Annotated in this window: 9 protein-coding genes; 1 reads left to right on the top strand and 8 read right to left on the bottom strand. The window is 28.2% G+C overall.

Features of this window, described 5'->3' with window-relative positions:
• The first annotated feature begins 1,122 nt into the window (after positions 1-1,122).
• Entirely contained in the window at positions 1,123-1,989 is an 867-nt protein-coding gene (gene rhuM / locus ACKI2P_RS04200; protein WP_407375305.1) for a RhuM family protein, read from the top strand.
• A gap of 183 nt (positions 1,990-2,172) precedes the next feature.
• Here rhuM and ACKI2P_RS04195 read toward each other — a convergent pair whose 3' ends face one another.
• From ACKI2P_RS04195 to ACKI2P_RS04160, 8 genes are all read right to left on the bottom strand, one after another.
• Positions 2,173-2,865 carry a hypothetical protein gene (locus ACKI2P_RS04195; RefSeq protein ID WP_407375304.1) on the bottom strand — a complete coding sequence of 231 codons (693 nt, stop codon included), beginning with the start codon at positions 2,863-2,865 and terminating at the stop codon, positions 2,173-2,175.
• Between the two features lie 4 nt (positions 2,866-2,869).
• Entirely contained in the window at positions 2,870-3,379 is a 510-nt protein-coding gene (locus ACKI2P_RS04190) for a hypothetical protein (protein WP_407375302.1), read from the bottom strand.
• A 3-nt stretch (positions 3,380-3,382) separates the two neighbouring features.
• Positions 3,383-3,673, bottom strand: coding sequence for a hypothetical protein (locus tag ACKI2P_RS04185; RefSeq protein ID WP_407375300.1), 291 nt, complete (start codon positions 3,671-3,673; stop codon positions 3,383-3,385).
• A gap of 433 nt (positions 3,674-4,106) precedes the next feature.
• On the bottom strand, positions 4,107-4,271 hold the full coding sequence (locus tag ACKI2P_RS04180) for a hypothetical protein (protein WP_407375298.1): 165 nt from the start codon (positions 4,269-4,271) through the stop codon (positions 4,107-4,109).
• A gap of 635 nt (positions 4,272-4,906) precedes the next feature.
• A complete protein-coding gene (locus tag ACKI2P_RS04175; protein ID WP_407375296.1) occupies positions 4,907-5,719 on the bottom strand; it encodes a 4Fe-4S dicluster domain-containing protein in 813 nt (270 codons plus the stop codon).
• Positions 5,720-6,115: a hypothetical protein gene (locus ACKI2P_RS04170; RefSeq protein ID WP_407375294.1), complete on the bottom strand. Its 396-nt coding sequence runs from the start codon at positions 6,113-6,115 to the stop codon at positions 5,720-5,722.
• Between the two features lie 10 nt (positions 6,116-6,125).
• Positions 6,126-6,506 carry a putative zinc-binding protein gene (locus ACKI2P_RS04165; protein ID WP_407375292.1) on the bottom strand — a complete coding sequence of 127 codons (381 nt, stop codon included), beginning with the start codon at positions 6,504-6,506 and terminating at the stop codon, positions 6,126-6,128.
• A gap of 4 nt (positions 6,507-6,510) precedes the next feature.
• Positions 6,511-6,852, bottom strand: coding sequence for an ArsR/SmtB family transcription factor (locus ACKI2P_RS04160; RefSeq protein WP_407375290.1), 342 nt, complete (start codon positions 6,850-6,852; stop codon positions 6,511-6,513).
• Positions 6,853-6,995: the final 143 nt, after the last annotated feature.

The following is a 6,995-nucleotide window of genomic DNA, read 5'->3' as shown; positions in this document are numbered from 1 at the left end:
GGGCTTCTTTTCGATTTTTTATTAATTAATAAAGATAATGTATTATTTTTTTAATTAAAATTAATTTGACTTAATTCTATTTTAAAAAATATCAAACTCTTTATTGATATATTATTTATACAGTTTTTAATATAAAGTTTTCTAAAATTCAATTTCACTGGATAAATAAAAACATCTACATTTAAGTTCAAAAACTCCAAATACCACTCTAAACAAATAAAAATAATTAAAATTTAATAAAAACAATTAATTTTGAAAAAACAAATAAAATTTTATAGATAAAGAATAAATACTCGCAACAAATATTTTTTTAAAAAATCAACTCATATCTCATTTTATAAACAAATTCTGAAAACTCACATTAAATCTCATCTAACCAAATCAGCCAACCAAAACCTGCAAAATTCCAATTTGCATGCTCTAACTCATTTATTTTTAAAGAGATTATTTCTTAAAAATTTAATTTTCAAAATAACCAAACGGTTACAAAACTCAAAATCAGAATTTAAAAACTCACCTAAACCAAAAACAAAAATGAAAAATAAAAATTAATATATAGAAAAAATTAATTATTCAAACTTAATATTTTCACTTTTAACCATGCAATAATGCTTATTTTAAAAAATTCACATCTGATAGATAAATGTTATCTATCATATACCACCAAGGTAAAAAAAAGTGTTGATTTTTTTACCTCGATGCGATTGAATGAAGTAAAATATTGGAAAATCTTTCTATTATTCAAGTAATCAAATAGGTTGCAAACTATTTTATAATTTTGTTGAGGTCGGAATATCTAAAATAGTTTTAACTTGAAAATATAATTTTTTTCCAACATTTTCATATTGTAAAACAAACAATTAAGTCCATTTTACATTTATTATATCTATTTTTACTGAGTATATAAAAGGATATGTATTATCGTACTTATCACAACAACACTTATTGAAAAATCATCATGACTATTGAATCGACATTATAGGACAAGTGTTAATTTTTTAAGGAATTTAGGTTTTATCACCTAAGGAGGTAATTTAAGTAGCAAAAATAATACTTTGCAAAAGCTCTCTCTAATCTTTTATATACATTATAAACCTACTTATTATTATAAGGAGCCTGAACATGAATAATGAAATTGTAAAAACATTATTATACACCAGTGAAGACGGAGCAGTGGCCATAAATGTAATCATTGATTCTGAAAATGACACAATGTGGACTACACAAAAAACCATGGCCGAGTTGTTTGGTAAAAATATCAAGACCATAAGTAAACATTTAAATAATATTTTTGAGTCTGAAGAGTTGGTAAAATCGGAAGTTACCTTCAATCCGAACGATTCCACTAATAGTGGAAACGTTATTATAAACCCTGATGCGAAAACACAGCCAATATTATACAACCTGGATGCCATTATCTCAGTCGGTTACCGTGTAAACAGCAAACAGGCAACACACTTTCGAAAATGGGCAACAGGAGTACTTAGAGAGTATATTGTAAAAGGTTTTGCACTGGATGATGAATTACTGAAAAAAGGCTCAAGATTTGGGAAAGATTACTTTGACCATTTGCTTTCAAGAATCAGGGAAATACGTGCATCTGAGAGAAGATTCAACCAAAAAATCACAGATCTATATGCAACAAGTGCAGACTACAATCTGGATGCCGATGAAACAAAAGACTTCTTTGCCACAGTGCAGAACATGCTACTCTTTGCCATAACCGGCCAGACTGCCGCTGAAATCATAAAATCCCGCAGTGACAAAAATAAAATTAACATGGGACTTACAACATGGGAAGATGCTCCTCATGGAAAAATCCTGCAGGCAGACGTGGTAATTTCAAAAAACTACTTAAACAAAATGGAACTGGATTCACTGAATACACTGGTTGACGGTTTTTTAACATTGGCCGAGACAAGGGCAAATTCCCAAAAACCAACATTCATTAATACTGGAAAACATTGCTTTACGGATATCTTGAATTAAGCCAATTACCACTGCTGGAAGGTAAAAAATAAGACATATTTCTATAATCTGAAGGGAGCTACTTCTCCAGACACTCCTTAAATTTTTAAGGAGTTTAGGTTTTAGTGGCATTATAAAATCATTCATATTACCACAATAATTTTCTAAGCACATAATCAGATATTCAATAAAAAAAAAATACAATTAAGAATTTTTCAATAAATCTTCAAGATATTTAAATTTATTAAAAGATAAAACACTAATTAATTCAGAAATAGCTTTAATAAAATCTTTATCATTACTTATAAGCACTAAATCCCTGATTGTATTAGTTTTAAGATAGTCATGAACATCAAAAAGAATATCTTCATCTTCACCGTGGAAATAATTTCTAAGAGATTTTTGATGAATGACATTCAGAACATTTGGATCTTTATTTTGATGAGCCGGAATAAAATTCATTTTCTTTAAGCAATCTTTTTTACCGTTTCTGTGTTTTGATTCAAAATTCATAGAATAATTCTTGAAATCTGTTTTTACTTTGAATGCATCTGTATTCTCATCGAAATTTAATTCATTCCATATTACATCAATAGCTTTGTGCATATCATTAACATCAAACTTTCCTATTTGTCCGAATCTATTTACTTTCAAGTGAATTTCAGCTAAATCTATGAAATCATAATCTCCATATTTATTAAATATCTTTTCTAATTTAGTCAGAAACTTAGCATATTCCCTATCTTTCCTTCGAGAAACCTCTTTTATTTCCTCATTAACATGAAAAGAATAATACTTAGTATTTTCATCAACAATTGCTTTTTGAGAAGCAGTATGTAATGGATCTAATGAATAAATGTATCCAATTATTACATTAGTATCTAAAAAGGTATTCATTAACCTACCCCAAGATATTTGTCACTTTATCAACTGCATCATCGTATTTTGAATCACTGTCAAAGATTTCAGTGTAGAAGTAATCTTCTTTTTCATATAAGAAAGTATCAAATTTCTCATATTCTTCTTTATAATCATCGAATTGTCTTTCTTTAACAATCAAATCATTGAAATTTTCTAAAAGAAGCACTATGAATGAAGAATAGTAAAAATATTTTTCAAGATTATCAACAATGTAAGTAATCATTCTTTTAATTGATGCAAAGTTATAATATTCATCATAATCAAAGTTGATTTGTTCCATCATTTCAGAAATTTCGTTTAATGAAGATTTAATAGACTCTAAATCATTTAAAAATTTCTTATCTTCAGAATATTTATTAATAAATTCCTCAAGAGGCATTTCATCATTTCTAGTGAATTTGTCTTTAACATAATTATAAAATTCTTTAAAAATGTCTGAAAAATCATCTATGAAATTATTATTTCCATTTACAGTAGCATATCCTGACATGAATCATTCCTCCAGTTTATTAATTGCATCAATGAATATATTAAGTGTTTTATTTGTATCAGCATCAACAATTACCTGTTTTAATAATGTATCCTTAGAATTTCTATTTGCAATAGACACTATCTCGTGCTCTGAGTCTTTAGATAGTTTCTCATCGCGTACACGAAGTTGAATGGTTATGGCTTCAACACATTTACCATCTAAGTTTTCGTTAATATTATCAATTAAGTCTTGATTTAACAAATCATTAAGTGATAATCCTTTAGTAATAGCTTGGAGATAATCCCATTCCATTTAAAATGACTCCTAAAAAATTATAATGATGATACAAATATTCAATTAATAGTTTGTATTAATTAATTTAAATATTTTTGGTTGGATACTAGATAAAATTTACATTTCTATGTAAATATTGCTTTAAACTTAAAATAATATATTAAAACATGCATTAACTATTAAATTTGCCAATTGACTAGGATTACAATGTTTTCTGAAATATATTTGGATTATTTCTTATATCTGCTGATTATTTTTATGAAAAAATATTCATTTCATCAATTACGAACAAAATAAACAATATCCATTTTACTAACTTTGTACCAAATATATTCTTAATGAGCAATAAAGAAAAGGTTATGTTAAATTGGAAAGTAACATAAGATTATGAAGGCATTCAAGGAATGCCATCACAACAACACCATTACCCTTCACTAACCTTGTTAATGATTCAAATAAGTTCTTTCAAACCTCTAACCTCTTCAAATTCATTTCTCATGCTGCCCACTTCAAATTTTAATGCTTCATTTTCATTTTCCATCTGAATGAACTGAGGAGATTTAATAGACAGTTTTTCAATGTCATAGAACTTGTGAAAAAAGATGATGCAGTTCATCTCTTTTCTAACAGTTCCCGGAGCATAGTTTTGAAAGAGATGATGCCTGTACTCAATCAGTTTTGATTTTAATCTGCTGTGTTACCATTTGACCACTTTCATCTCATCATCTTCTGCCTCCTTGAGAAAGTCCTTAAGCTCCATGTCAAAATATATGCAGTACTTTCTCAAAGCAATCTCATAATTAAAGGTTGTGCCTCAAGTGGTTGCAACTTATCGATAGATTTTTCAATAGCTCGTCACCATCATGATTTCACCTATATTTTTTAGATATTTAAAATCTTTAGAGAGAGCGTCTGAAAAGTAGTAAATATGAGAACTATAAAACTGTTCGTATAAAACGTGTGATATAGTTCGCAACCTTATCATTTTCACATCATTAAAACTCCAGTAAAAGATTTGTTCTGCAGTTCTAATTACTTTTTTGAAAACGATGTTTGACATTGCAATATTGCTTTGACTTCATAAAATTGCTTTTATTTCAAACAATAAATATATCTACTTTCTGATTTAATAGAAAATATATGATTAATTCTTATAGTATAAAAAAAGTAAATTTAGAATGTAAAATATATACTAAAATTTATAGTACATTCAAAATATACCCTAATTTATAATACATGCTAAAATTTATATTATACTTTTTTAGATTTCATTTTAATTTTTTTATATTTGTCAAAAATAACCTCATATCCTTTATTATAAAATGGACATGCTTTTATACATTCAGTGCAGCCTTCACTACATCCAATACATACATCTTCAATAAAACTCACAGTTTTAGTTTTTTTATCCAAAACTAAAGCATCATTTGGACATGCTCTAACACAGGAGTTACAATAATTGCAATAATCAGGAATCCATTCATAAGGATTAATTTTGGTTTTAGGCAAGTTTTTAATATTGACTAATATGGCCGATATTTTTTGATTGGGGCCTTTATTAGGACTGATCAGCAAACCACTTTTTCCAATGCACCCCATTCCTGCTTTTTGAGCCAAATGTGAAAAATCTATTGTTTCTTCACGAGGATGGGCAACTAATGTTTCAAATCCCCTTAGTCTCAGGTAATCTGAAATCTTATATGTTAAATTTCCAAAATCCCGATATAACTCATCATTATATTCTTGAGCTTTAATACCTGCGCCGGCATCATGAATGCATTGGCTAATCTCATAAGAAAATAGAATGGCTGAGTTGAAATCAAAATCTAAACCATGCAAGAAATAATCTTTGATGCCCTCAACATAAGCTATTTCCACAACACCCAACTGTTTCAAATACACTTCAAAATCCTCTAAAAATTCTTTTGTAACAGAATTTATTGGATTTATAGGATTTTCAATTTTTGATGTGTTTGGAAATGAAATATCCCCGCAACAAGAATTATTACTGGATTTAACCAATACGTTCTGAATCAAACCATCAAAGTTCCAATTATCTGCCATTTAACAACACCCACAGCTACAACCAGAGCCTATTTGAAAACCGAACTTCTTTAAAAAATTTCTATAATCAAATCTGTTCAATGTGGCCTCATCAACAAAGGATAAAATACCAATATCATCCGCTAAAGTAAGATTTTTAAATGTTTTAAATGTAGAATCATTCAAAACGCTTTCTATAGTATTTTCACCAAATTTAAAAGCTATTTGTGCAAATGGGAACTCAAATGTATTCCTATCATCAATAACAACAGAGATTGTATCCCCTTTTTTAAGAACTATAAGATTATCCGTATCCGGCAATAACATAGCTATTTTAGCACCATCTTTAAGGGATTTGAATTCATCATAATTATTATTCACCCAATTTTCCCAAACTTTATAATCAAAATAATCCATATTCATTCCTCTAAATATTTTTTAACTCATAGTTGATCTTATTTTTAATAATCTCAACACATTTTTCTCCATTGTCGTCCAATCTGAAAGGGTCAGTGGAAAAAATTTTATGCTTTTTTAAAACATCTCCAACACCAACAGTTTTGGAAACGTTGATTCCCTTGTTATTAAGAATTTTATTCACACATCCGTTATCGCAACCGTTGATTGCAATGATTGGATATTTTTTTAGCATATCATCGTTTAATCCTTCAATGTCAGCGGATGTGGAACCCATGCAAATTGATATTATATTATCATTTTCCTTTTTACAATCCCCAACTGCTACGCGAGATACCAATCCATTAGCACTCATTCCATTGCAGGAAGCTAAAGCAATCTTTTCGACCATGTTATCAGTCCCATAATAGTTTTTCAAGACTTTGTATAATTTCTTCATTGGCCAGTTTATAATAAATCCATTTTCCCTGTTTTCGTGCAGACAACACTCCTTCTTTTTTCATCATGTTCAAATGATGAGAAACCGTTGATTGGGATTTATCAATAACTTCCAATATCTGACAAACACACAATTCACCATTTTTCAATAAGTATATTATTTTTAATCTTGTCGGATCAGCCAAAGACTTTAATATTGCCGCATGGTTTTCTAAAGTTTCATCTGAAGGCAATGTTTTAATTAAATCTTCAACAGAATAGGTTATCTCACAACATTCATCACTATTTTCAACTGCCATGTATAATAATATTATTTTGATATATTTAAATGTATCGATATATTATCTTTATAATTATTAGTCAATCAGATAACATTAACGACAGAATTCTATCAATATACATTCATTTTAACTAATACATACAATTAGTTGTAATCCTATTC

This window comes from Methanobrevibacter sp. (assembly GCF_045541095.1).
GTDB lineage: Archaea > Methanobacteriota > Methanobacteria > Methanobacteriales > Methanobacteriaceae > Methanocatella.
Note: the sequence above shows the minus strand (reverse complement) of the source record. Positions and strands in the feature narration are given on the sequence as shown.